18 protein-coding genes are annotated in these 23564 nt (G+C 40.5%); 12 read left to right on the top strand and 6 right to left on the bottom strand.

The features are described from left to right. Positions 1 to 62 precede the first annotated feature (62 nt). From ATS75_RS02515 to ATS75_RS02505, 3 genes are all read left to right on the top strand, one after another. Entirely contained in the window at positions 63 to 1619 is a 1557-nt protein-coding gene (locus ATS75_RS02515) for a SulP family inorganic anion transporter (RefSeq protein WP_058558839.1), read from the top strand. A 280-nt stretch (positions 1620 to 1899) separates the two neighbouring features. Further along, entirely contained in the window at positions 1900 to 3498 is a 1599-nt protein-coding gene (locus ATS75_RS02510) for an ABC-F family ATPase (RefSeq protein WP_082665375.1), read from the top strand. A 632-nt stretch (positions 3499 to 4130) separates the two neighbouring features. After that, entirely contained in the window at positions 4131 to 4511 is a 381-nt protein-coding gene (locus ATS75_RS02505; protein ID WP_152996169.1) for a hypothetical protein, read from the top strand. Here ATS75_RS02505 and fghA read toward each other — a convergent pair. Both fghA and ATS75_RS02495 read right to left on the bottom strand, forming a co-directional pair. Beyond that, on the bottom strand, positions 4465 to 5307 hold the full coding sequence (gene fghA / locus ATS75_RS02500; protein ID WP_058559078.1) for an S-formylglutathione hydrolase: 843 nt from the start codon (positions 5305 to 5307) through the stop codon (positions 4465 to 4467). The two genes, ATS75_RS02505 and fghA, sit on opposite strands and share 47 nt — an antisense overlap. Before the next feature lie 55 nt (positions 5308 to 5362). Beyond that, positions 5363 to 6484 (bottom strand): S-(hydroxymethyl)glutathione dehydrogenase/class III alcohol dehydrogenase, encoded by a 1122-nt coding sequence (locus tag ATS75_RS02495; RefSeq protein ID WP_058558836.1) that lies wholly within the window; start codon positions 6482 to 6484, stop codon positions 5363 to 5365. A 117-nt stretch (positions 6485 to 6601) separates the two neighbouring features. Here ATS75_RS02495 and ATS75_RS02490 point away from each other — a divergent pair, with 117 nt between their 5' ends. Further along, the gene (locus ATS75_RS02490) at positions 6602 to 7471 is read left to right on the top strand and encodes a LysR family transcriptional regulator (RefSeq protein ID WP_058558835.1); all 870 of its coding nucleotides are present in this window, start codon (positions 6602 to 6604) and stop codon (positions 7469 to 7471) included. Here the strand turns inward: ATS75_RS02490 and ATS75_RS02485 are convergent. Then, positions 7468 to 9135 carry a SulP family inorganic anion transporter gene (locus tag ATS75_RS02485; protein WP_082665373.1) on the bottom strand — a complete coding sequence of 556 codons (1668 nt, stop codon included), beginning with the start codon at positions 9133 to 9135 and terminating at the stop codon, positions 7468 to 7470. The genes ATS75_RS02490 and ATS75_RS02485 overlap by 4 nt on opposite strands. Before the next feature lie 155 nt (positions 9136 to 9290). Here ATS75_RS02485 and ATS75_RS02480 point away from each other — a divergent pair, with 155 nt between their 5' ends. From ATS75_RS02480 to ATS75_RS02470, 3 genes are read left to right on the top strand one after another with little or no spacing between them, the layout of a single operon-like run. Next, positions 9291 to 10505, top strand: coding sequence for a lipoprotein-releasing ABC transporter permease subunit (locus tag ATS75_RS02480; RefSeq protein WP_058558833.1), 1215 nt, complete (start codon positions 9291 to 9293; stop codon positions 10503 to 10505). Then, positions 10498 to 11196: a lipoprotein-releasing ABC transporter ATP-binding protein LolD gene (lolD, locus tag ATS75_RS02475; protein ID WP_058558832.1), complete on the top strand. Its 699-nt coding sequence runs from the start codon at positions 10498 to 10500 to the stop codon at positions 11194 to 11196. The genes ATS75_RS02480 and lolD overlap by 8 nt, the downstream gene beginning before the upstream one ends. Further along, complete coding sequence (locus ATS75_RS02470; RefSeq protein WP_058558831.1) at positions 11186 to 12430, top strand: lipoprotein-releasing ABC transporter permease subunit; 1245 nt, start codon at positions 11186 to 11188, stop codon at positions 12428 to 12430. The genes lolD and ATS75_RS02470 overlap by 11 nt, the downstream gene beginning before the upstream one ends. Before the next feature lie 40 nt (positions 12431 to 12470). On the opposite strand, the gene ATS75_RS02465 is transcribed toward ATS75_RS02470, so the two are convergent. Next, entirely contained in the window at positions 12471 to 13643 is a 1173-nt protein-coding gene (locus ATS75_RS02465) for a putative manganese transporter (protein ID WP_058559077.1), read from the bottom strand. Positions 13644 to 13703: 60 nt separating this feature from the next. Then, a complete protein-coding gene (locus tag ATS75_RS02460; protein ID WP_058558830.1) occupies positions 13704 to 15332 on the bottom strand; it encodes a M28 family metallopeptidase in 1629 nt (542 codons plus the stop codon). 107 nt (positions 15333 to 15439) lie between these two features. On the opposite strand from ATS75_RS02460, the gene ATS75_RS02455 reads away from it, so the two are divergent. The 3 genes from ATS75_RS02455 to ATS75_RS02445 are packed head-to-tail and all read left to right on the top strand — an operon-like array spanning position 15440 to position 18238. Then, on the top strand, positions 15440 to 16249 hold the full coding sequence (locus tag ATS75_RS02455) for a DUF3025 domain-containing protein (RefSeq protein WP_058558829.1): 810 nt from the start codon (positions 15440 to 15442) through the stop codon (positions 16247 to 16249). Next, positions 16249 to 17037: an ATP-binding cassette domain-containing protein gene (locus ATS75_RS02450; RefSeq protein ID WP_058558828.1), complete on the top strand. Its 789-nt coding sequence runs from the start codon at positions 16249 to 16251 to the stop codon at positions 17035 to 17037. Before ATS75_RS02455 ends, ATS75_RS02450 begins: the two co-directional genes overlap by 1 nt. After that, on the top strand, positions 17030 to 18238 hold the full coding sequence (locus ATS75_RS02445) for an ABC transporter permease subunit (RefSeq protein WP_058558827.1): 1209 nt from the start codon (positions 17030 to 17032) through the stop codon (positions 18236 to 18238). Before ATS75_RS02450 ends, ATS75_RS02445 begins: the two co-directional genes overlap by 8 nt. A gap of 116 nt (positions 18239 to 18354) precedes the next feature. Here ATS75_RS02445 and ATS75_RS02440 read toward each other — a convergent pair whose 3' ends face one another. Continuing rightward, positions 18355 to 19170 carry a UDP-2,3-diacylglucosamine diphosphatase gene (locus ATS75_RS02440; RefSeq protein WP_058559076.1) on the bottom strand — a complete coding sequence of 272 codons (816 nt, stop codon included), beginning with the start codon at positions 19168 to 19170 and terminating at the stop codon, positions 18355 to 18357. 228 nt (positions 19171 to 19398) lie between these two features. On the opposite strand from ATS75_RS02440, the gene ATS75_RS02435 reads away from it, so the two are divergent. Both ATS75_RS02435 and ATS75_RS02430 read left to right on the top strand, forming a co-directional pair. Next, positions 19399 to 20415, top strand: a complete 1017-nt coding sequence (locus tag ATS75_RS02435) for an efflux RND transporter periplasmic adaptor subunit (RefSeq protein ID WP_058558826.1) — start codon at positions 19399 to 19401, stop codon at positions 20413 to 20415. 2 nt (positions 20416 to 20417) lie between these two features. Continuing rightward, positions 20418 to 23495, top strand: coding sequence for an efflux RND transporter permease subunit (locus ATS75_RS02430; RefSeq protein ID WP_058558825.1), 3078 nt, complete (start codon positions 20418 to 20420; stop codon positions 23493 to 23495). Positions 23496 to 23564 lie beyond the last annotated feature (69 nt).

Here is a 23564-nt window from a genome sequence, read left to right as displayed (position 1 = left end):
ACTTTTGCTTAATTTGATAGAATTCAGCGCTTTTTTTGATCCCTACATCCATGAGGAACTCAATGTTTAACTTACTCAGCAAAGCGCCAAGCTCTGCTAAAAATGATATATTATCAGGTTTAACGGTGGCGCTTGCCCTGGTTCCTGAAGCTGTTGCTTTTGCATTTGTTGCAAACGTAGAACCATTAGTTGGATTATACGCAGCCTTTATAGTGGGTTTGATCACCGCTATATTTGGTGGCCGACCAGGCATGATTTCTGGTGCGACGGGTGCATTAGCGGTTGTAATGGTAAGTTTAGTACTCGACCATGGTGTTGAGTACCTCTTTGCTACGGTGCTGCTGATGGGGGTTCTGCAAATATTAGCAGGGATCTTTAAACTGGGTAAGTTTATTCGTATGGTACCACACCCGGTTATGCTGGGGTTTGTAAACGGTTTAGCGATTGTTATCTTTCTAGCTCAACTTGGTCAATTTAAGTCTCCCGGTGAAGATGGCACGATGCAATGGATGACTGGCGAACCGATGATGATAATGCTTGGTTTAGTTGCACTGACTATGGCTATTATTCATTTTTTACCAAAGTTAACGACTGCTGTGCCTTCTACATTGGTGGCCATTGTGACAGTGACCCTGATTGTTATTGGTTTAGATTTAGAAGCACGAACAGTACTTGATTTCTTAAAAGATATGACAGGTGACAGTGCTGCTACGATTGCAGGTGGTTTACCAGAATTTCATGTTCCTATGGTACCATTTACCTTTGAAACACTTCAAATAATCTTCCCTTATGCCTTGATTTTGGCTGCGATAGGCTTAATTGAGTCATTATTAACACTAAGCTTAATTGATGAAATTACTGAAACGCGTGGTCATTCAAACAAAGAATGTATCGGACAAGGCGCTGCCAATGTAACTTGTGGCTTTTTCGGCGCAATGGGCGGATGTGCGATGATTGGCCAATCAATGATTAATATAAATTCAGGTGGCCGTTCACGTTTATCAGGCATTACTGCTGCACTGATGTTGCTTGGTTTTATTATCTTTGCTGCTGGCTTGATTGAAATGATTCCATTGGCTGCGCTGGTAGGTGTGATGTTTATGGTTGTATTAGGTACCTTTGAGTGGGCTTCGTTTAAAATGATGAAACGAGTGCCAAAATCTGATGCGTTTGTGATTGTTTTAGTATCAGGCGTTACCGTAATTACAGACCTTGCAATTGCTGTTTGTGTCGGTGTTATCGTCTCTGCACTGGTATTTGCATGGCAACATGCTAAACAGATTTATACCACTAATTATATCGACCAAGCAGGTGCTAAAGTATATGAACTTCATGGTCCCTTATTCTTTGGGTCTGTTAAAGGCTTTGCAGAATTGTTTGATGTAAAAAATGATCCAAAAGATGTGATTATTGAGTTTAAATACAGCCGCGTTGCTGATCACAGTGCGATAGAGGCCATTGATACGCTTGCAGATAAATACACTAAAGCCGGAAAACAACTGCATTTACGTCATTTAAGTAAAGACTGTACTCAGTTACTACATAAAGCACGTGATTTAGTCGAAGTAAACGTTATAGAAGACCCAACTTACAAAGTGGCGTCTGACAAATTAGCTTAATTTAAACACTGATTTTAAAAGCGAAGGTGGCAGCCTTCGCTTTTTTTATGGAAATTTAATATAACATTTTTTAGCTAAGCATTCTTTACAAACACCACCTGCGTCTATTTCGTGGTTAATGCTATTTATCACAAAACTAAATTCTTTAACTTACTGCGACAAAGCTCGACTGTTTACTGTTCCGGCTGTATAATTCGCGCCCTCTTTATATTGTGTATTGCCTGTATTACTCTTCAATAATCGATGAGTCTACTTGCTCTTAATTGCTTAGGAATTCATCTTGATCTCTACCGCTAATATCACCATGCAGTTTGGTGCTGAACCTTTATTTGAAAACATTTCCGCAAAATTTGGTAACGGAAATCGTTATGGCCTGATAGGGGCAAACGGTTGTGGTAAATCAACATTTATGAAAATCTTAAGCGGTGCGCTTACGCCTACATCAGGCAACGTATCAATTACACCGGGTCTTAAGGTCGGTAATTTAAGCCAAGATCAATTTGCGTTTGAGCAATACTCAGTGGTTGATACAGTGATTATGGGCGATGTAGCACTGTGGGAAATAAAGCAAGAGCGTGACCGAATCTATTCGTTACCAGAGATGAGTGAGGCTGAAGGTATGAAAGTAGCTGAACTCGAAAGCGTCTTTGCAGAAATGGATGGCTACAGTGCTGAAAGCCGTGCAGGCGATATTTTACTTAAAGCCGGTATCGAGGAAGAATTTCATTTTGGCCTTATGTCTCAAGTCGCGCCGGGCTGGAAACTGCGTGTGTTACTCGCCCAAGCGTTGTTTGCAAATCCCGACATATTGTTATTGGATGAGCCAACCAACAACTTGGATATTCATACTATTAATTGGTTAGAGCACGAACTTAATCAACGTAAATGCACGATGATCATTATTTCGCATGACCGCTATTTCCTAAATGCTGTCTGTACGCATATGGCTGATATTGATTATGGTGAGCTTCGTGTATACCCGGGTAATTATGAGAAATACATTGAGGCCTCATCACTAATTCGAGAACAGTTACTGGCCGGAAATGCAAAAAAACAATCTGAAATCGATGAGTTGCAAGACTTTGTAAACCGTTTTGGTGCTAATGCTTCAAAAGCTAAGCAAGCAAGTTCGCGCGCTAAACGCATGGATAAAATCAGTTTGGACGAAGTTAAATCATCAAGTCGTATGGCACCATCGTTGTATTTTGATGAAGGCAAGAGAATGCACCGCCAGGCTTTAATTTTAGAAAACTTTGGTCATGGTTTTGAAGGTGAAGCACTGTTTGAAGGAGGAGAGCTCATTCTAGAAGCAGGGTCGAAACTAGCAATTATTGGTGAAAACGGGGTAGGTAAATCAACTTTTATACGTTGTTTAGTAAACGAACTTGAGCCTAATCATGGTGTTATTAAATGGTCAGAGAATGCATCTATCGGTTACTGCCCGCAAGATAGCAGTAAAGACTTTGACAATGACTTAACGTTATTTGATTGGATGTCACAATGGCGAACTGCAAAGCACAATGACTTAATGGTGCGAGGCATGTTAGGCCGTTTATTATTCACTGCTGACGATGCGAATAAAAAAGCTAAAAACTGCTCTGGTGGTGAAAAGAACCGTCTACTATTTGGCAAGTTGATGATGCAAGATGTAAATGTGCTGGTTATGGACGAACCAACTAACCACATGGATATGGAAGCCATCGAGGCGCTTAATAATGCACTAAAAGATTTTGAAGGCACGCTTATATTTGTGAGTCATGACCGTGAGTTTGTTTCATCATTAGCAACTCGTATCATTGATATTCGTGATAAAAAAGTAGTTAATTTTCACGGCACATTTAATGAATTTATGGCTAGTCAAGCAGAAGCTTTAAACTAGACTGAAGAAAAAGAACTGGTATCAGCCAGTTCTTTTTTTGATTATTAAACCGTTTATCATAGACCCTACAAGACAATAAACCCTCAATCATTTCATTAAAATGCTAACCGCACATTGACAATTTAATTAAGAAATATTTTTCTAGGGTCTGTTTACCTTTTAAGGTTAAATTTTCAACAGTCTATTGGGTGTTTAGGCAAGGCAGCGCCTATGTGGTGTGGTATTCCCCATAAATAGGCGATAACGCAGCATCAATGCAAACAGGCTCAGTCCTTCGTGTTCTGCCTCGGGGCGATTTGCTCTATGTTGCCTGCATGGATGGTGATAGGGGCGTGAGCAGGACGCGGTAGCTTTGATCGGTTTTGACTTAGCCCACTAGGTTACAAACCTCGCGCCGAGATCAAACCGTCCCCAGTTTGAACAAATTTTAATTCGCAAAGGTCAACAGACCCTAGTAAGAGAAAGCTACAAAGACTTTCATCGTTTATTGGTGGTTAAATAATAAATACGTTGCTAAGTCAAACTCCAAGATAGCTGACTACAGTTTATTACAGTTTTTTTAATTACTAGGCATTATGAACCTTCTATACTCTTAAATGAAAACTGATTATGTAAGCAAGAAGGAGTTGGTTTTGATCAAATCATTAGTAACAGTACTGATGACGCTATCTATGACGGGATGCACATTCGCTGGTGTCATTCTTGATAGCACTATTTACAGTAAGGCGGATGAAAATTACGATGCGGATTTAGCATTAGCTCACCCAAGTGAATCACCAAAAAGTACACATGTTATAAAGGGAAAAGATACAGTGTCACTTGCAGAAGTAGGTTTTGAAGTAGATAGTTATTTAGTGAGCCTTATAAAGCAAAACAGTGAGCCAAATGTGGTTTGTAAGCAGGTGTCCAAAGCATTAAAAGTCTGCGAGGAAGTTAGCGCTAACAGCCTCACAGAAGATAAAAACATTACTGAGTCAAAAACGGTTGATGAAATAATAGGTGTTCGTCAATAAAGCTACTTATAAAATAATAGCTGTGATCATAACCAGGGTGCATATTGATCTCAGCAGGGTAGTCTTTTTCATTAACGCGTTTAAATAAGGCTTCAATTTTTAATTGTTCGACCAAGAAATTATCCGCTTCACCTTGCTCAATACGCATCGGAACATAGCTCGCAGGCTCTAATTGATTCATTAGTTCACAAGTATCATAATTGGCCCACAATTTTTTATTATCTCCCAGGTAATGACTAAATGCTTTTTCCCCCCAGGGACAATTCATCGGATTTGTGATTGGGCTAAAGGCAGAGGCACTGGTATAGCGGGTAGGGTTTCGTAGTGCAATCATTAATGCTCCATGCCCCCCCATAGAGTGGCCACTTATCGCTTTTTTATCAGAGACTGGGAAATGTTGTTCTATTAAAGCAGGTAGTTCCTCAACAACGTAATCATACATATTGTAGTGAGTGTTGAAGGGGGCTTGTGTTGCGTTGATGTAAAACCCTGCTCCTTGACCAAAGTCATAGCTTTCGTCATCAGGAACGTTATCACCACGCGGGCTGGTATCCGGTGCCACAATGGCGATACCAAGTTCGGCAGCTTTTTTAAATGCACCTGCTTTTTGCATAAAATTCTCATCTGTGCATGTTAAACCTGATAACCAGTAAAGCACAGGCACTTTATTTGTTTGACTTGCACCCGGGGGAAGAAATACAGCAAAGCGCATTTTGCAATGAGTGCTCGTTGAGTCATGGCTGTATTGTTTATGCCATCCGCCACTGACTTTGACAGTTGTTAAATTTTCCAGCATGTTATCCTCGCTAAAAAGCCATGAATGGACATTCATGGCCTATTTCTTAAAGTGATTAGTAATGAATGACGGTACGAATGCTTTTACCTGCGTGCATCAGATCAAAAGCTTCGTTAATACCCTCAAGCTCCATGGTGTGGGTTATGAAGTCATTTAAAGCAAACTCACCAGCCATGTAACGCTCTACGATCTCTGGTAACTCAGAACGACCTTTTACACCACCAAACGCACTTCCACGCCATACTCGACCTGTCACCAACTGAAATGGGCGAGTGGATATTTCTTGCCCAGCACCTGCAACACCAATAATCACAGATTCGCCCCAGCCCTTATGGCAACATTCAAGTGCGGATCGCATAACATCAACATTACCTATACACTCAAATGAGAAATCAACCCCACCGTCTGTCATTTCAATGATCACTTCTTGAATAGGCTTATCAAAATCTTTTGGATTTATTAGATCAGTAGCCCCAAGCTTAGTGGCTAATTCAAATTTAGAGGTATTTATATCAACACCAATGATGCGACTTGCGCTAGCCATTTTTGCACCAATGATTGCCGATAAACCAATGCCGCCTAAACCAAAGATAGCAACAGTATCACCTGCTTGAACTTTTGCAGTTTTTGTAACAGCCCCCATACCGGTTGTTACGCCGCAGCCAAGTAGGCAAACTTCCTCAAGTGGCGCTTCTTTATTAACTTTCGCAAGTGATATCTCAGGAAGAACCGTATATTCTGAAAATGTAGATGTGCCCATGTAATGGTATATAGGTTGGCCATCTTTATAAAAGCGAGTTGTACCATCGGGCATCAAACCTTTACCTTGTGTTTCGCGTACGGCTGAACACAAATTTGTTTTACCAGACGTACACATTTTACATTCACCACATTCTGCAGTGTAAAGTGGTATCACGTGATCGCCTACCGAAACACTTGTTACACCTTCGCCGATTGCATAAACAACGCCCGCACCCTCATGACCCAAAATAGCCGGAAAGATCCCTTCTGGATCTTCACCTGAAAGTGTAAAAGCATCGGTGTGACATACACCCGTAGCCGTAATCTTAACCATAACTTCGCCTTTTTTAGGCATCATTACATCTACTTCTTCAATAGATAGTGGCTGTTTGGGACCCCAAGCAACGGCGGCTTTTGATTTAATAAACTCTGACATAGTGTAATTCTCTTCTCGTAATATTTAGAGGGATACAAAAACAATAGCGTTATTTTATTTGTTTCTCAAACAATGTTAATCTTCATTTTAATAAAACACTTTTACAGTATGGTAATAATGAGTCGTTGGGCTGGTATAGATGAGTTTATTGCAGTGGGTGAGGAAGGAAACTTCACTAAAGCAGCTATGGTGTTAAATGTGTCAGTTGCGCATATAAGTCGCCAAGTTACACAGTTAGAACAGCGGCTTAACTCGCAATTGTTAACACGTACGACGCGTAGTGTGGTTCTAACAAAAGAAGGTGAGACGTTCTTACATCAAATTAAACACTTACAATATGCGATGGATGATGCAACAGCATCATTAGCTGAGCAGCAACGTACGCCAAAAGGAAAAATTAAGCTGACAGCCCCCGTTATGTATGGTGAAACATTTATTATGCCAGCCGTCCATGTATTTATGCAGCAATACCCCGATGTTGAAGTTATTATGGCATTGAGCAATCAACAAGAAAATTTGGTTGAAGGCGGATTTGATCTAGCTATTCGATTAGGGCATTTGAAAGATTCAAGTTTAAAAGCACGGCGTTTGAGTGCGCGACATTTTGTTATTTGTTGTTCGAAGGAATACTTAAAGCACTTTGGTGAACCTCATACGGTGGCAGAATTACAACGTCACCAATGTTTAGTTGGCAATAGCAGTTATTGGCGCGTCTGTGAACAAGGACGAGATAAACATATCAAAATTGCCGGACGCTTGCAGTGTAACAGTGGCTGGGCGTTGGCTGATGCAGCAAAAAAAGGATTAGGGATTGTACAATTACCTAATTACTACATTGAAGATGATCTAAATGCGGGAGATTTAATACCCATTTTAACTAATTATCAACCAAAGCCCGAGGGAGTATGGGGCGTATACCCGCCTCGGCAGTTTGTTGCAACTAACGTAAAAGCGTTATTAAATCATTTAGCGATTTCGCTCAGTTAAACAGTTTCGCACCCAGTACTGTCCATTCTTTTGAGTGCCTTATTAAGTGCTTCAATCCGGCTTTCACAAAACGAGTCGATAGGCAATTTATCTTTGATCCGCAAGCGCTTTAATTTATCGCTTGTTTCACTGTTTGGTGAGTAGATAAACACATCACAGTTTGCTTCTATAGCATCTGTTATTGCATTTTCAATAGCTAATGACACGGTGACATCCAGCATTTGTACGCCAGATAAATCAAGGACCATTGATTGGTATTCACCTATGTGACGATGTTGTCGTGAAATCGCTTTAGAAACACTAAAAATCATTGGGCCTGATAGGTAAAAAAACAATAATTTACCTTGTGCTTGGTCTAACAAGACTCGTTCATCATCGGTTAAAGGCACATCATCATCATCAGCATCACTGATCGCTTTAACATGCTTTGCCTGTTCACGGCTTAACCGTTCTATTACAATGATGTTTGATATGAAAACACCTAAACCCACAGCAACAATCAAATCAACGAATACTGTAAGCATCATCACGCCATACATAATCGACATTTGTAAAATACTGAGTTTGTGTGCGCGTTGTATAAAGCTCCAATCAAGAATGTTGATACCAACATAGACGGCGATACCAGCAAGGACAGCCATTGGAATAGGTTCGGTTAAACTGCCGGCTACAAACACGACAGCCATCAAAATGATGGCTCTTAAAATGCCAGCAAGCGGGGAGCGGGCACCAACTTGCACATTCACCACCGTGCCCATAGTCGCGCCTGCGCCAGGTAACGCTCCAAATAAACCTGCAACCATATTTGCAATACCCTGACCGCGAAGCTCCTTATCAGAATCATGCTCTGTTCGTGTTAAACTGTCACCAATAACAGCCGTTAGCAACGTATCTATGCAGCCTAAAGTACCTAATACTAACGCATCAATAACCATTTCAGTGAATAAATCTGCTGAAAAAGTTGGGAAAATAAAGCTAGGTAAACCGCTGGGTATTTCGCCAATACGGCGAATATCTTCGCTGGTAAAAAATATAATTGAAACGAGCGTAACAGCAACGAGTGCAACTAATTGAGCAGGCACATATTGACGGTATTTTTGTGGTAAATAAAATAAAATTGCGAGCGTACATAAGCCTAAAAATAATTCAGAAAAATGTAACGATGTAATTAATTCAGGTAACGCTGAAAGCGTGCCGATTACGCCCCCGCCAGGAGAAGAGTGGCCCAGTAAAGGGGCAAGTTGTAAGATGATTAAAATAACACCAATCCCAGACATAAAGCCTGAAATGACGCTATAGGGCATGAGTGTAATATATTTGCCTAGCTTAAGCGTGCCCAACATAATTTGAAACGCGCCAGCCATCATGACAACGGTAAAACCCATTGCTAAGCCTTGCTCGGGGTAACTTGCCAACATGGTTGTGAGTATGGCTGTCATAATAACAGTCATAGGTCCTGTGGGCTCAGAAATTAATGAGGTAGAACCACCGAATAGTGCGGCAAACAAACCAACTAAAATAGCACCCCACATACCTGCTTCAGCACCCGCACCTGATGCAACACCAAATGCAAGTGCAAGTGGTAATGAAATAATCGCGGTTGTTACCCCACCGAATAAATCACCTTTTAAATTGACATGTTTAAATCGCTGTAAAGACAAAATTGGGCCCTCATCTAGATATTTGGCGCATTTTAACCCAAAACGACTTAATCAAGTATCAGATTTTTAATTATTTTTTACACTTTTGTTCATACCCAAATAAATATGAATTTGCTAGTATGGCGGCTCTATTTGTATTACATGTGTCAGTATAAGTTATGTTTCAACCTGTTAGCCTATTCATTGGGCTCAGATATAGTCGATCCTCAAAAGGGAACGCGTTTATCTCATTCATCTCATTTTTTTCTATTGCTGGCATTGCGATTGGCTTAATGGCGCTTTATACCGTTAGCTCGGTTATGAATGGTTTCGAAAATAATTTAAAATCAAATATGCTGGGTTTAATACCTCATGTAGAAGTCCCATCTGAAAATAAAACGCATGAGCAAATGCAACGTTTACAGACTGATGTAATCGCCTCACCGTATGTTAAACACGCCAGTTTATATCGCCACGGTGAAGCAATATTACAAACTAATAAAGATTTACATGGCGTATTGTTGCAAGGTCTTTACGATGATAATGCTTCGCTTTACAAAATAAGCGACAAAATTGTACAGGGGCAATGGGATAGTGTTTTAGCTGATAGGTATAACATTGCTATTAGCCGCTACTTAGCACGTAAATTAGACATCAGTTTAGGTGAAAAACTACGTGTGATAATGCCTAATGCCTCAACATATACACCACTTGGTCGCGTACCCAGCCAACGATTATTCAAGGTCGCTGCGATATATGAAACTGGGTCTGAAATAGATATGGGCCTAGCATTTACCAGTGGCGAGTCATTACAACGTGTTTTAAAGCAATCAAGCTCTGTGCCTCCTAATTTGAGTATTTCATTAAATGACCCTTTTTTAATCGACAATTTTACTGCCAGTACTAACTTATTTAAAGACAGCGAGATAACAGATTGGCGCCAATCTCAAGGGACGTTATTTGCCGCTGTGGCGATGGAAAAGCGTATTATGTCAATGTTACTGGGTCTCATTGTGTTGGTCGCTGTTTTTAATATCGTGTCAGCATTAACCATGATGGTGAGTGAAAAGCAAAGTGAAGTTGCAATACTGCAAACACTAGGCCTAACGCCTAATCAAGTGCAACATGTATTTATGATTCAAGGGCTATACAATGGACTGATAGGTACCAGTATCGGTGCAATATTGGGAATATTACTCAGTGCAAATATCAATGAGGTGTTATCTGCTATTGGCTTGAATGTACTCACTGGAATTCGATTACCCGTTATATTTGATGTGACAAGTTTAGTGCTGATTGCGTTGGCAAGCATTGTTATGAGTTTTTTAGCTACTTTATATCCGGCGATGAAAGCCGCGAAAGTAAGTCCAGCAGAGGTACTGCGTTATGAATGATTTTGTTATTGAGTGTGAAAAGTTAAGTAAATCCTATCAAGATGGTGAAAACCAAGTTGAAGTTTTAAAAGGGGTTAACTTAAAGCTAACACAAGGCGAAATGCTCGCAATCGTCGGGAGCTCAGGCTCTGGGAAAAGTACGTTGTTGCATATCCTTGGTACTTTAGATAGCCAAACGGATGGCGTTGCTAAAATAAAAGGGCAGCGAGTTGCTGAACTATCAAGGAAAGAGCAGGCTAAATTTAGAAACCAACATTTAGGGTTTATTTACCAATTCCATCATTTATTAATGGAATTTAATGCGGTAGAAAACGTAGCTATGCCATTGTTAATAAAAGGCCAAAGTGCGAAAGAGGCGAATATACATGCACTCGCCATGTTAGACAAAGTAGGGTTATCTCATCGTAGTTTACATAAACCATCCGCATTATCAGGTGGTGAAAGGCAACGTGTAGCCATTGCGCGTGCGCTGGTCACTAACCCAGCACTGGTGTTAGCAGATGAACCCACAGGTAACCTTGATAAGCAAAATGCGATTAAAATTTATGATTTAATCAAAGAGCTTAATAACACACTAAACACAAGCTTTGTTGTTGTTACACATGATTTAGAATTGGCTGACAAGCTTGGTAAAATTGCCTACTTAGATGAAGGTAAAATAGCTATAAAAGAGAGTGGCTATGTTGCTTAGTGCTTTTTTGAGTAGACGATTTCGAGCACAATCAGGTGCCAAAGAAGCGCAAAATGGGTTTGTAACCTTTATCGCAAAAGCCTCTACGATTGGTATTTTACTTGGGGTTGCAGTTTTAATCGTTGCGTTGTCAGTAATTAACGGTTTTGAGCAACAGTTAGTACATCGTTTATTAAGTGTGGTTCCGCAAGTTGAGTATGTTGCGCCTAGTCGACCTATTGAACAATGGCCTGCTAAAGTTGAAAACTTACAAAAACAAGCGGGTGTCACCGGTGCCGCGCCATTTATCAGTGTTAACGGGATGGCGCAGTATAAAAGTGGCTTAAAAGCCGTTGAGATCCGAGGGGTGAGCCCTGAACTAGAGAAAAACGTGTCCTCTATAAACCAGTTCATTCAAGGAAAACTAATCAGTCAAATGAGCACGGAAGAAGTCATTTTAGGGTCTCAAATTGTGGATCAACTTTCCTTACAGCAAGGAGATTCTGTTACATTGCTGATACCGCAAGTAAACCAAACGAGTAATGATATTTTAGCCCCTAAGCGAGTTACGTTAACACTCGCCGGTATCGTTAAAATGGGGGGACCAATTGACAGTTCTGCTGCGTTTATACATCTTGAAAAAGCACAGTCTTTATTGGGGTATAATGAACAACACGTTACTGGTTTACGACTGAAAGTAAATGATGTCTTTTATGCGCATCAGATTGCTTTACGGGTAGGGCAAACAATCCCTGACTATGTGTATATTTCTAGTTGGTTTAGAACACAAGGGAGCTTATATCAAGATATTCAAATGGTTCGTACTATTGTCTACATCGTGGTATTTCTTATAATCGCAGTTGCCAGCTTTAATATTGTGTCATCTTTAGTTATGGAAGTGCGCGAAAAGCAATCTAACATCGCAATACTTAAAACCATGGGGGCGAAAGACAGTACTATTTTAGCTACTTTTGTAATGCAAGGACTTACGCAGGCGTTTGTTGGGGTTGTTTTGGGGAGCCTGATTGGCATACTGTTAGCGCTTAATATAAGTAGCTTATTTACCTGGCTCAGCCAATTAGCAGGGGCTAATCCCTTAGAGGGCGTTTATTTTATTGAGTTCTTGCCAAGTAAGTTAGTGTGGCAAGATATTATTGTGACAGTTATAGTGACTTTTGCACTGGCTGTTTTAGCCACAATCTATCCTGCTTGGCAAGCAACAAGAGTTGATCCTGCAAAAGTATTAGGCAACTAAATTTTCACTGTCATAACGTCTATTCTATTTGGCTTAGGCGTTATACCCCATAAAAATACAGTCCATATCCAATAAACAATGCGGGTATCGCAGAGTAAAGTGTCGCGACAAAAGCCGCTTTTGGTGCCATTGCAATCGCTGGGAAAAGTGCATCTCCATCGTTTGATATTGCATTTGCTGCAAGAGCGCTAAATGGAATGATACCTTGTATATACAAAGTGGTGACGACTATTTGTGGTCCGCAGCCCGGTAAAAAACCAATAATGACCCCTATTAGTGGAGCTAAATAAGCAAAGTGTGAAAACCATGTTGCTAAATCTATGCCTGTATATTTTACAAGTATTTCAAACAGCATAAATGAGGCAACAACCCATGCAGTAACAAAGTGGGTATCTTGCAATACTTTATAAACCTTCGATGGTGGCTGAGGGGACTCTTCTTCACCAGTAATTTCTTGATAGCTTTGTCCTTTAGAAGATAATGCCCAGGTAATAACAGCAAACAAAGCCATGCTTGCACCAAATATATTTATTAAATGGTTAACCGTAATACCAAACATCCCCATATCGATATTAGTTGCCATTAGTATCGCAATGATAATACTTGGCACCAAAATAACTTTCCAAATGGACTTACTAAAGACGATAGCCTTATTGGTATTTAAATTACATGCATCGCTAGTCTGTTTTACTGGTGGGACTAAAAAATCACGCTTATGAAACATGTTGGTCAAGTAACCACTTATTATGCCAACCAGTAGGCCAATACACATCATTTTAAGGCCGTCGAAAGGGTTTGTAGCTATTAATAAAAATGCAGCATCGCCCATTGTCGCCGTTAAAACCGCCACCACAGAGCCAAAACTGGCTTGTCCTTTGGTAAATTGCGTTACCACTATAATTGCACCGCCGCAACCAGGTAAAGCGCCCAAGAATGCTGCAAAGCAAAGTTCTAATAGTGGTGATTTAGTGCTCAAATAAGTAAGTTCAAGTTGTGGCAATTTTTCGATTAAAAAATAATATATAAATAACGTTGCAGCAACAAATATACTTACCTGAAAAAAAGCATCGCTCATTGAACTAATTGAGATGTGGTGAAGAGGGGGGGATGCCAAACAAATCAATAATATAACTGGCAGTAAAAAACGTTTATTTGCAAAGAAGGACTGTATAAAAAATGAAGAAAGAATATTTAATGGTGTATAAGAAAACATAAGTGCAACCCAAATTGTCATTAGGTTGCACTTTATAATCAATCTAAATAAAAATCAATATCATTTAGATCTTTGAAACTCAGATGTTGTATTCCATTTTGGCCATTGTGTTTGCTCTGAAATATCAAAGCCAACCTGATAAAACAACTGCAAGTCTTGTACAGCACCCGATAAATCCCATTCATCTCGGAATCTATCACAAGGCTGATGGTAACAACCGCGAAGAACCAAGCTCATACGCTTACGATAATTTGCTGTTTCTTCATCAAATGCTTGACTGCCTCCACCCGCATACATAGCAGGCACACCTATGTTAGCAAAAGCAAAGTGATCAGAGCGGTAATATCCGCCTGAAGATGGCTTAGGATCGCCCGATACAACACGGCCTTGTTTCTTAGCTGCGTTCTCTAAAAGCATATCCATTTCAGACTTGCCGATACCCACTACACTGATGTCTTTTACTTTTCCTAATAGGTTTAAGCTATCCATATTGATATTAGCAACTGTTTTAGTAGCAGGTATAACAGGGTTAGCAGCGTAATATTTTGAACCTAAAAGTCCTTGCTCTTCAGCGGTTACCGCTAGAAAAGTAATCGAGCGGCTTGGGTTTTGCGGTAACATTGAAAATGCTTCTGCCACTTCAATCATGCCGCCTGTACCGGTTGCGTTATCGTGAGCGCCGTTATAAATTTGGTCGCCTTTACGGTTTTTATCGGTACCAAGGTGATCCCAGTGAGCAGAATAAATAATATGCTCATCCGGTTTTTCGCTGCCTGGTAACGTGGCGATAAAATTATATGAAATTGAGGTTTTTATCGTGTTTTTAACCGCAACAGAAGCCGTTAAATCACCCATATCCACGTGATAAGCCCCTTTCGCAGCATTTTCTTTTGCAATATCAAAATCAAGGCCAGCCTTTGTAAAAAGCTCTTTAGCTACGTCAGTTGTAACCCAGCCTTCAACAGCAACGCGGTCCATGTTGTTATTTTCTTTTTGGAATCCAAATTGTTCACCACTCCATGAGTTTTCAACAACAGACCATGGGTATGAAGCTGGGGCGGTTTCATGGATTATAATGGCACCGGCAGCACCTTGGCGGCTCGCTTCTTCATACTTGTATGTCCAACGGCCATAGTAGGTCATTGCATCACCGGTAAACAAAGCGGGGTCTTTGGTCGCAAAGCCCGGATCATTGACCAGCATGACAACGGTTTTACCTTTCACATCGAGACCTTCATAATCATTCCAGTCGTATTCTGGTGCATTAACACCGTAACCAACAAACACGAGTTCAGACTCTTTAATTCCTTCACGTTCGCTGATGCGGCTACTGCCCATTACCATGTCTTTTTTATATTGGTAATCTTTACCACCAATGCTTAATACCATGTCAGAGTCAGCTTCAAGTGAAACAAGTGGTACTTCTTGCAAGAAGCTATCGCCATTACCCGGTTTAAACCCAATTTTTTTAAACTGATCGGTCAAATAAGCGAGCGTAAGTTCTTCACCCTTGGAAGAAGGGGCTCTGCCACCAAATTCATCTGAAGCTAGCACTTTAACGTGCTCTGCTAGCTGTTCAGCATTAATTGACTGATAGCCTTTTTCAACATCTTCAGAAGTGAGACTTGTTGTTGCACAGCCAGCAAGTACAGCGCTTGCAAGCAATGTAAGAGAAAAATAACGATTCATAGTCACTCTTTTTTTGTTTTAAGTCTCACCAGTATATGAAGAACTATTAAAGAGAACCAGTTTTTGCGGTAAACTGAATAAACATAGTTGTAAAGCAAAAGGTACTCATGAAGCGGTTTACCCCCTATGAGCAATGGCATTGTGAATTAGTCAGCTCAGGTGTGTTTGAACATCTCAATAAGTTGTTTAAATTAAATGAACAATTAGATTGGCCTAGTTGTAGTTGGTTTGATGGTTTTTTGAATGCAACAAATGCCAATAATAGACCGATCGTTTTTAAAGAGGATGCGTTCTTTAATGAAGAAGAGCGCTATTACGAACAAATAATTTACGACACCGGTTTTGTACCAACTCGTCAACAGAATTGGCATGACTTATTTGGTGGATTTATTTGGTGTTTATTTCCCAAAACAAAATCATTGCTAAATAAACGTCATGTTCAAGAGATAAACTTACATGGTACAAAACAAAGAAGTAAGCACCGTAACGCGTTAACGCTTTTTGACGAGTGTGGTGTGATTTTGGCTATTAGCGATTATAAGTGGCCAGCTCGTTTGCGTAATCATCAGTGGCAAGAAGCATTCGTGGATTTAAGAGATGAGTGGGGTAAAAGTATTTCGCCTTTTATGTTTGGCCACGCTAACTATGAAATGCTTACTAAACCGTATATTGGACTGACTGGAAAGGCCTTATTCGTAAAAGTACCAGATGACACATTTTGTAAAGATTTAGTTGCACAATATGCGTACCTAGATACAGTGCTTTATGAGATGATTGAAAATAACGGTTGTCTCCAAGATAACAGCCTGCTATCTCCATTACCATTATTGGGCGTACCAGGTTGGCACGATGATAATAAAAACAGTGAATTCTACAGTAACACTGATTACTTTAGACCTAAACGAAGGACACGCTAATGATTGAAGTCATAGGGCTCAAGAAAAAATTTAAGCTAACCAAGGATCACAAAAAAAATAAGCTCGATAAAGTCGACCCGCGTGAAGATAAAGACTTTTTTCATTCTGTACGTGACGTTAGTTTTAGTTGTTCCAAAGGTGAAGTACTGGGTTTACTCGGTCCTAATGGTGCCGGTAAGACAACCACATTGCGTATGATTTCAACGGCATTGAAGCCGGATGAAGGCAGAATTCATATTGCAGGTGCGGATATAGTAAAAAAACCCTTATTAGGCCGTAAATCGATTGGGTTCTTGTCAGGCAGTACAGGCCTTTATGGACGTTTGACCGTTAAAGAAAATATAGAATACTTTGCTAAATTACACGGCATGAGCAGAGCAGCTATCAAGGTACGCTGTGAAGAGCTGTTTGATTTACTGGATATGCATAGTTTTATTGATAAACGCGCTGAAAATCTGTCAACTGGTATGAAACAGAAAGCGAACATTGCTCGTGCGGTTGTACATAACCCTGAAGTGGTGGTACTAGATGAGCCGACAACTGGCCTTGATATTATGACAACGCAAACGGTTATTAAATTTATAAAAGGTTTAAAAGAGCAAGGAACGCCGGTTGTTTTTTCTACTCACCACTTAGATGAAGTTGCACTGCTGTGTGACCGAGTTGCAGTCATAAATGAAGGTGTAAGTTGCTTTGATGGGAGTTTAAATGAATTTAAGCAAGCTGGTAATAGCGATGAGCTCAACCAAGCCTTCATGAATATCTTAATGGAGAAAGCAGATGTTTGAAGTATTTAAAAAGGAACTAAGAGAACTTTTACGCGATAAAAAAACACTGATATTCATTGTGGCGCTTCCCGTGCTTATTTTCCCGTTGTTATTTGGTGTTATGGCGTTTATGAGCTCACAAGCTGCGCTTGAGGCGGAGCAGAAGGTACACACTTATGCGATTATAAATGGTCATTATGCACAAGAATTTACAGACAAAGTTTTTTATCATAAAAGCTTTGAACTCTATAAAGGGGAAGAAACCTTTACCAGTGTTGCAGAACTTACGGCAGCAGTGAAAGCCGGCACTATCGATATGGGCATATACCTTCCAACGGATGCTAAGAAAGCTCTCGATGAGGCTAAGCAAAGTAAGTGGGAAGTCGTTTACAATGACGCAAAAGCGATTAATTTTTTGTTTGATAGAGTATCAGAGCTGGCGAGTGATTTTGGGAATAAGCTTCAACAACAAAAACTGTTATCCTTTGGCATTAGTGAAGCGCAACAAACTGCCATTTTAAACCCTATTGAAGTAGTTAAAGTTGACACTGCCGATAAACGTGAAAACCTAGGAGAGAAAATAGGCGGGTTTATTCCTTATTTATTGATCCCACTTGTCCTCATGGGAGCAACATACCCAGCAATTGATATAGGTGCAGGGGAAAAAGAGCGCGGTACATTAGAAACCTTGTTACTTACCCCTATTACTCGTACTCAGCTTGTGCTGGGCAAGTTTATTACTTTATTGGCTGCCTCTATTGCGACCACCACGATAACCGTACTCAGTATGGGGGTGTGGATAAGTATCGCAATTTCTTTTATTGATTTAGCTGTCATCAAAACTGCATTTAGTTCGTTAAAGGTAATTGATTTAGCCTTAATATTTATTTTGCTGTTGCCAATTGCTGCTATATTTTCATCACTTGCATTAGCAATATCAATATATGCGCGATCATTTAAAGAAGCGCAAAACTACATGACACCATTATCGATAGGGGTGATATTCCCGATTATTATTGCTTTGCTACCAAATGTAGAACTTACGACAAAAACAGCGTTTGTGCCTGTAACCAATGTGGCACTTGCAATAAAAGAAATTATCAAAGGGACCATAGATTACACATTACTGGGATTGATTTTCTTAGCCACAGTGATTGTTGCAGGTGCATTACTTGCATTTTGTGTTAAATGGTTTAATAAGGAAGAAGTCCTCTTTAGGTAACAGTTGCTGAACGCGGATTACGCTTTGTATTAACGTAGATGATATACAAATTTCAGGGTGATTTAATTCTAAGTGGTGGGCTAGACTCACCACTTATTATTGAGTAAACAATGAGCTTAAGCCGCTGATTGAGTAGTTTGAATATCAGATATATCCGCTGACTCAAGGATAGTTTGTTTTTCTGACCAATGGATTAATTCTATTCGACCATTATCGTTTTCGACTAATGCTGTACAGTTTTCTATCCAATCACCATCATTACAATAGACAATGCCATCCACCACTTTAAGTTGTGGGTGATGTATATGACCACAAATAATACCATCCACTCCTTGGCGTTTCGCTTCATAAATCGCGGCATTTTCAAATGCTTCAATTGCTTCCCTAGCTTTATGAACACGTGCCTTTATCCAGGAGGCTAATGACCAATAATGTCCACCAAAGAGACGACGAGTTCGATTTGTCCACCTATTTAAAAACAACAATAAATCATAGCCTGCATCACCAACAAGACTAATAAATTTGTTATACCGTGTGGCTGAATCAAAATCATCACCATGGATCAGTAAAAAGCGTTTATTGGCCGCTGTGGTGTGAATATACTGCTGATGAACTTCTACGCCGAATAAAGTGTTGTTTACATAATAACGAAAGGTTTCATCGTGATTACCGGGTATATAAATCACTCGTGTACCTGATTGAGCTTTACGCTGAATACACGCAAGTACTTCATAGTGACTTTGATGCCAATAAAATTGTCGTTTCATTGACCATAGATCAACAATATCGCCGACTAAATATAGCGTGCCACAATCGATACGGTTTAAAAAGTCTAATAGGTAATGAGCTTGGCAATCTTTATAACCAAGGTGTACATCTGATATCCAGACTGCAGGGTAATACACATTTGACGTTTTTTCTTTACAATCCATTTCAGTTACTCGCGGTGTAATAATTACCACGCTAAATAAATACAATGACGCTAGCACTACACTTTTAAGAACTATGCATGACAAAAAATAAGTGATTTACTAAACACATACACTATTAGAATACGTTCATCTTATTGTTTAGCTAGTTAATCGTACTCGCCTTTTTATTGATCAATTAGCTGTTACACTTCGTAGCATAATGAAAATAATTATTAGTTAGGTATTACTTTGAAACATCATGTTCTTTTATTCATTCTTCTGGGTACTTTGAGTAGCTTGAGCAAGCAGGCTATAGCCGCCAATGTCATCGTTAAAGCGGTTGAAATGGAACGGGCAAAAGAACAGGTTCAAGCTGTAGGTAATACAGAAGCGATCCGCTCTGTTATTCTATACCCTGCGGTCGGAGACCGTGTAACTGCATTGCATTTTAAGCCAGGCGATAAAGTAAAAGCTGGTCAAGTATTATTGGAGCTGGATTCACGCAGACAAAAAGCAGCACTTGAAGAGGCTAAAATAAAATTAGCAGACAGCCAACGAATTCAAACGCGCTTAATGCAAAGCCACGCTAAAGGTGCTGTTCCTCAAAGTGACTTAGATGATGCTAAAACAGTGACACAACTTGCTAAAGTGACCCTCACTCAGGCTGAAACAGAATTTGAAGACCGCCAAGTGCGTGCTCCATTTGACGGGGTTATGGGCTTGACTGATATTGAAGTAGGGGATCGCATTACCTCGCAAACAGCCATAGCCAGTATAGATGATACACGGGCGTTATATATTAATTTTGATGCCCCTGAATCTGCGATTCGAATGTTAAGGAATAACGGGGATGTATCGGTAATTCCGTGGCAAGGTAATCAAAAAATCAATGCTGAAATTGCTTATTTAGATTCAAGAATAAATCCTGAAACACGAACTATGCGTGTCAAAGCTAAACTAAATAACGAGCGTAATAATTATATTCCTGGAATGAGTTTCAGAGTATACATTGAACTATTAGGCAATAAGTTTGCCGCAGTACCAGAGGCCGCTTTACTGTGGGGAGCAACGGGTCCTTATGTGTGGATCAGTAAAAACAATAAAGCGACGCGGGTTGACGTTAAAATAGAGCAACGACTTGCCGGAAGATTACTTGTATCAGGTGGGCTAACTGAAAATGATACGCTGGTTGTTGAAGGAGTGCAGCGATTACGCCCACAGCAAGAGCTGACCTTTAAATCACCAATAACAAGCTCTCAGGAGTAGGCATGAAACAGCAACCACTTATGCAAGACTTGCCTTCAATGGCAATACGTCGCCCAGTTCTTATTGTGGTATTAAACCTGCTAATCATTATCGCTGGTATTGCAGCAATTGCAGGTGTGGAAGTACGAGAGCTCCCCGATGTGGACCAACCTCGTATTACGGTATCCGCGTCTTTTCCGGGTGGCTCACCAGAAACAGTTGATACAGAAGTTACTAGTAAGCTAGAGGGGGCTGTCGCCCGCGTGAGTGGTGTTAAGACTATTCGTGCTCAAAGTGAAGAAGGGAATGCACGCATTGTTGTGCAATTTAGGCCCGGTGTTAACTTAGATGATGCCGCCAACGAAACCCGTGAGTCTGTGGCACGTGTGCAACGTGAATTACCAGAGGAAGTTGAGCGGGTATCTATTATTAAAGCGGATAATGATGCAGAAGCCGTAGTGTCGTTAACAGTTTCAAGCAGTAGTATCGCACTTGAGGCATTAACTGAGCTGGTAGAAGTTGACCTTGCCCCTCAATTTTTAACCATTCCAGGCGTCGCTGATGTGCGCTTAAATGGTGATCGTCAACGTGTCTTACGCGTAAGGTTAGATCCACTTAAATTAGCCAGTTTTAATCTTACCGTGCCCGATGTTGCTCAGGCACTTCGTCAAGCACCGTTCGATGTACCAGCGGGGAGTTTAAAGTCAACAGATCAGCAAGTGATAGTGCGTGCTGATGCTACATCGATAACTGCAGAGCAAGTTAGCGATATAATCATCCGTGATAATACTCGCATTGGTGATATTGCTGCTGTTTATTTTGGCCCTGCAGATCCTCGTTCGATGGTGCGCTTAAATGGTCAACCCGTGATTGGTATGGAGGTAATTCGACAAGCGCAGTCAAACACCATAGAGATATCAGATGAGGTGTTGAATCTGCTTGATAAAATGCAAACTCGTTTTCCTGAACTTGAATTTACTTTAACCTCTGATGATGCACAGTTTATTCGTAGCTCTGTGGATGAAGTTATTAGTTCACTTATATTAACTATTTTACTAGTTATTATTACCTTGTGGGTTTTCATTGGGTCTTGGCGAGCTACTTTGGTACCCGCATTTGCAATACCAGTGGCCTTAATTGGGTCACTTGCGTTGATATGGGCACTTGGATTTTCAATTAATATATTAACTCTTCTCGCGCTTGTATTAGCAACGGGCTTAATTGTTGATGATGCAATTGTAGTAAGTGAAAACATTCAGCGACAACGAGGTCTAGGGTTAGGCAGACGTGCAGCTGCGGTAATCGGTACCCGTGAAGTCTTCTTTGCTGTTATAGCGACAACAGCCGTATTGGCAGCTGTATTTATACCCATAGCTTTTTTACCATCAACGGCAGGGCGCTTGTTTAGAGAATTTGGTGGTGTTTTAGCTGGTGCAGTCATTATCTCAAGTTTTGTTGCATTATCATTAGTGCCTGCACTCACATCAAAGCTGAAATTAAAACAAGGTGGCTGGCATCCTTTTGCAAAGCTAGGCCATGGGTTGGCTTATGTTTATGCTACAACAATTCGCTGGGTACTAAATCATGCGTGGGTGACGTTTGCCGCGTGTTTACTTGTTGCTGGTGGATCTGGTGCGATGTACTTTAATTTGGAAAATGAACTCCTGCCAAGTGAAGACAGAGGTAAAATAAGAATATTCTCACGTGGACCTGATGGCGTAGGACTTAACTTTATGGATAGGCAGGCTATTAAAATGGAGGATATTCTTTTGCCATTTGTTGAAAGTGGTGAGATTGAGTCTATTTATACCGTTGTCGGCCAGTGGGATCCTAACATTGTATTTATTACTGTGCCTTTAAAGCATTGGGATGAGCGTAATTTTACACAGCAAGAAATTATTAATAAAATTCGGGGGCCATTGACAGGTATTCCTGGTGCACCTGCGTACCCTAATGGGTCAAATAGTTTGAACTTACGCGGGCAAGGTGGTGGAATTGAATTAGCCTTATTAGGGCAAGATTATAAGCAGATTTACGCAGCAGCGCAGGCGTTTGCAAAACAGGTGGAGCAACAAATTCCAGGGGTTGGTTCTGTACGTGTATCGTATCAACCTTCACAACCTCAGTTGCGCGTCAATATTGATCGGCGCCGAGCTGAAGAGTTAGGTGTATCATTAAGTGATATTGCAATCACACTTCGTGCTGCTATCAATGGAGATGATGTGGCTGATTTAAATATTGGCGATCAATCGATTCCAATTATGTTGCAATCTCAGAACCAAACAATCCGCGACCCAAGCGATCTTGCAAATCTTTATGTGAGGGCTAAAAATGAGCAGTTGGTTCCTTTGAGTAGTGTTGCGAAGATCACTGAGGAAGGAGTGGCTGCCGAGTTGGAGCGACATGCCCAACGGCGCGCAATTGAACTTGATATGGAGTTACCAGAAGCAATGAGTATCGCCACATTGGTAACGCAACTGAGAGAAATATCTCAACAAACATTACCTGATGGCATCACCTTGGCCTTCAAGGGCGAAGCGCTTACATTTGAAGAAACCTCTAATGAGGTATTTATGACCTACATTTTAGCATTTTTGATTGTGTTTTTAGTATTAGCTGCGCAGTTTGAAAATGTGAATAGTGCCATCGTTGTTATGATAACCGTGCCATTTGGCATCACATCCGCAATTTTAGCACTCTATCTAACTGGTACTTCATTAAACATTTACTCCCAAATCGGACTTGTTATGTTGATTGGCTTAATTGCTAAAAACGCTATTTTACTGGTTGAGTTTGCTGACCAATTACGTGATCAGGGTCTCAGTGTGCGTAAAGCGGTTGAGCAATCAGCATTAGTTCGTCTACGCCCTATTACGATGACGCTGATTTCTACTTTATTAGGTGCCCTCCCACTAATCATGTCATCTGGAGCTGGTGCTGAGGCAAGAAATGCCATTGGCTGGGTTGTATTTGGTGGGCTTGCTTTAGCGGTATTGTTTACACTTTATTTAACGCCCGTCATATACCTTGGCTTAGCTCGTTTTACAAAACCCCGTGGTGACGAAACAAAACAACTTGCTGAAGAGTTAGAAAAAGCTTAAGCACTAAGTTATTAATAACGGCTATTTTTTGTAAAAATAGCCGTTTATGCTCACAATAAGCATAAAGTG

Source organism: Pseudoalteromonas sp. H105 (assembly GCF_001469215.1).
Classification (GTDB): domain Bacteria; phylum Pseudomonadota; class Gammaproteobacteria; order Enterobacterales; family Alteromonadaceae; genus Pseudoalteromonas.
The sequence above is the reverse complement of the archived record's forward strand: the minus strand, read 5'-3'. Positions and strand labels throughout refer to the sequence as shown.

Bases quoted from the DNA above. Each gene is read 5' to 3' on its own strand.
- ATS75_RS02430 (WP_058558825.1), top strand. From the start codon at position 20,418: ATGAAACAGCAACCACTTATGCAAGACTTGCCTTCAATGGCAATACGT.
- ATS75_RS02460 (WP_058558830.1), bottom strand. From the start codon at position 15,332: ATGAATCGTTATTTTTCTCTTACATTGCTTGCAAGCGCTGTACTTGCT.
- lolD (WP_058558832.1), top strand. From the start codon at position 10,498: ATGAATGATTTTGTTATTGAGTGTGAAAAGTTAAGTAAATCCTATCAA.
- ATS75_RS02465 (WP_058559077.1), bottom strand. From the start codon at position 13,643: ATGTTTTCTTATACACCATTAAATATTCTTTCTTCATTTTTTATACAG.
- ATS75_RS02490 (WP_058558835.1), top strand. From the start codon at position 6,602: ATGAGTCGTTGGGCTGGTATAGATGAGTTTATTGCAGTGGGTGAGGAA.
- ATS75_RS02495 (WP_058558836.1), bottom strand. From the start codon at position 6,484: ATGTCAGAGTTTATTAAATCAAAAGCCGCCGTTGCTTGGGGTCCCAAA.
- ATS75_RS02445 (WP_058558827.1), top strand. From the start codon at position 17,030: ATGTTTGAAGTATTTAAAAAGGAACTAAGAGAACTTTTACGCGATAAA.
- ATS75_RS02440 (WP_058559076.1), bottom strand. From the start codon at position 19,170: ATGGATTGTAAAGAAAAAACGTCAAATGTGTATTACCCTGCAGTCTGG.
- ATS75_RS02470 (WP_058558831.1), top strand. From the start codon at position 11,186: ATGTTGCTTAGTGCTTTTTTGAGTAGACGATTTCGAGCACAATCAGGT.
- ATS75_RS02515 (WP_058558839.1), top strand. From the start codon at position 63: ATGTTTAACTTACTCAGCAAAGCGCCAAGCTCTGCTAAAAATGATATA.
- ATS75_RS02450 (WP_058558828.1), top strand. From the start codon at position 16,249: ATGATTGAAGTCATAGGGCTCAAGAAAAAATTTAAGCTAACCAAGGAT.
- ATS75_RS02480 (WP_058558833.1), top strand. From the start codon at position 9,291: ATGTTTCAACCTGTTAGCCTATTCATTGGGCTCAGATATAGTCGATCC.
- fghA (WP_058559078.1), bottom strand. From the start codon at position 5,307: ATGCTGGAAAATTTAACAACTGTCAAAGTCAGTGGCGGATGGCATAAA.
- ATS75_RS02455 (WP_058558829.1), top strand. From the start codon at position 15,440: ATGAAGCGGTTTACCCCCTATGAGCAATGGCATTGTGAATTAGTCAGC.